1 protein-coding gene and 1 pseudogene are annotated in these 1,708 nt (G+C 73.0%); both read right to left on the bottom strand.

Features of this window, described 5'->3' with window-relative positions:
* Positions 1-1,327, bottom strand: a 1,327-nt coding sequence (locus GUY60_RS37425; protein WP_161705954.1) for an MFS transporter, incomplete at its 3' end; no start/stop codon positions are given.
* Between the two features lie 98 nt (positions 1,328-1,425).
* A pseudogene (locus GUY60_RS37420) lies at positions 1,426-1,708 on the bottom strand (WHG domain-containing protein); the annotation flags it as partial.

The following is a 1,708-nucleotide window of genomic DNA, read 5'->3' as shown; positions in this document are numbered from 1 at the left end:
CTCCCGCCGCTGCGGCTGCTCCGGCTGTATCCGCCACTCCGGCCGCGCCCCCCGCTGTACCCGCCGCTCCGGCTGTACCCGCTGTGCCGGCGGCGATGGCGATGCCGAGGGTCGGGCCGACGTTCATGGCCGTCTGCTTGAGCCCGCCGACGACGCCCGCGTACCCGGCGGGGGCGTCGCCCACGACCGTGCCGGTCGCCGTCACCATCACCACGGCGAACCCCGCCCCGAGTACGGCGAAGTCCGCGCCGAGCAACGTCCACGTACTGCCGGGACCGATCCGCGAGAGGCCCGCGATGCCGAGGGCCACCAGTGCCGTACCGGTGACCGCGCAGGCTCTGGCCCCGTACCGGCGCAGCGCGGCGCTCGCGACGGGGGCGCCGATGACCATGAGCACGGTGAGGGGCAGCACCCGCAGGCCCGCCTCCAACGGGTCGACGTGGAGCACGTGTTGGAGCTGGAACGTGGCCGTGAACAGCGCGCCGAACAGCCCCGCGCCGGCCAGCAGAAGCATGCCCATCGACGCTGTGACCGGTACCGAACGCGCCACCGCACGCGGCACGATGGGCTGCGCGGTGCGCGACTCGTGGGCGACGAGCGCGACCGCGAGCCCCGCCGCGCCGAGGCCCCCGAGCACGGTCGCCGTACCGGTCATGCCGTGCTCCGGCACCCCGGCCAAGGTGTGCACCGTCACCGCGAGTACCGCCGTGAGCAGGGCCGCTCCTACGAGGTCGAGCCGGGCGGCGGCACTGTGACCGGGGGCGGGAGTCGATGGGCGGATGGAGAGGGCGCGCAGGGAGAACGGGGAAAGTGAGGCGCCCCTGGAGAGGAGGGTGCTGACGGCGACCAGAGTGATCAGAGCGGCGACGGGGACGTTGATCCAGAACACCGCGCGCCAGCCGGCCTGTGCGACGAGGATCCCGCCGAGGATGGGACCGGCGCCCGCGGCGACGCCGATCGCGCTGGTGCGGATGGCCACCGCCGTACTCAAGCGCTCGGCCGGGTACGCGAGTCGAAGCAGTGCGAGGGTGGCGGGCTGGAGCAGTGCTCCGCACACACCTTGTGCGGCGCGCAGTCCGATCACCCAACCGATGCTTTGCGTGAGCGCGATCCCGGCGGAGGCGGCGCCGAACCCGAGCACGCCGACGACCAGGAGCCGGCCGTGCCCGTACCGGTCGCCGAGTCGTCCGGCGACGACGAGCAGCGAGGCGACCGCGACCAGGTAGGCGGTGCTGGTCCACTGGATCTGCGCGACGCTCGCGCCGAGTTCGCGTTGCAGACTCGGCTGGGCGACCAGCAGTACGGTGCCGTCGAGCGCGACTAGCATCGCGCAGACGACACTGACGAGCAGGACGGCGCCCGGCCGCCGAGCTGTGGCCCCGAGTTCACCGTTCACGTCGGCCCTCTTCCCGACCACCTCACCGTTCATGACCGCGGTCCCAGGTGGGCGTCCAGAGCTGCCGTCACCAGCCGGTCGAGCGCGTCGGCCGTCCCGCTTTCGGGCTCCGGCTCCGCCGCGTCGAGGGCCAGCTTCAGGCTTCCCCAGGACCAGAGTTGGGCGATTCCGTGCAGGTTCGACCAGAGTGCCGCGGCGGTCACGGTCGGCGGTACGAGGGTGTCTGTGCCCTCCTCGTCGCGGCACCGGGTGACCAGTGCGACCACGCTCGCGAAAAGCGGAAGAGTCGACTCCCGCAACCGCCCCTCGCCC

Source organism: Streptomyces boluensis (assembly GCF_009908195.1).
GTDB lineage: Bacteria > Actinomycetota > Actinomycetes > Streptomycetales > Streptomycetaceae > Streptomyces > Streptomyces boluensis.
This window is presented reverse-complemented; position numbering and strand designations above follow the sequence as displayed.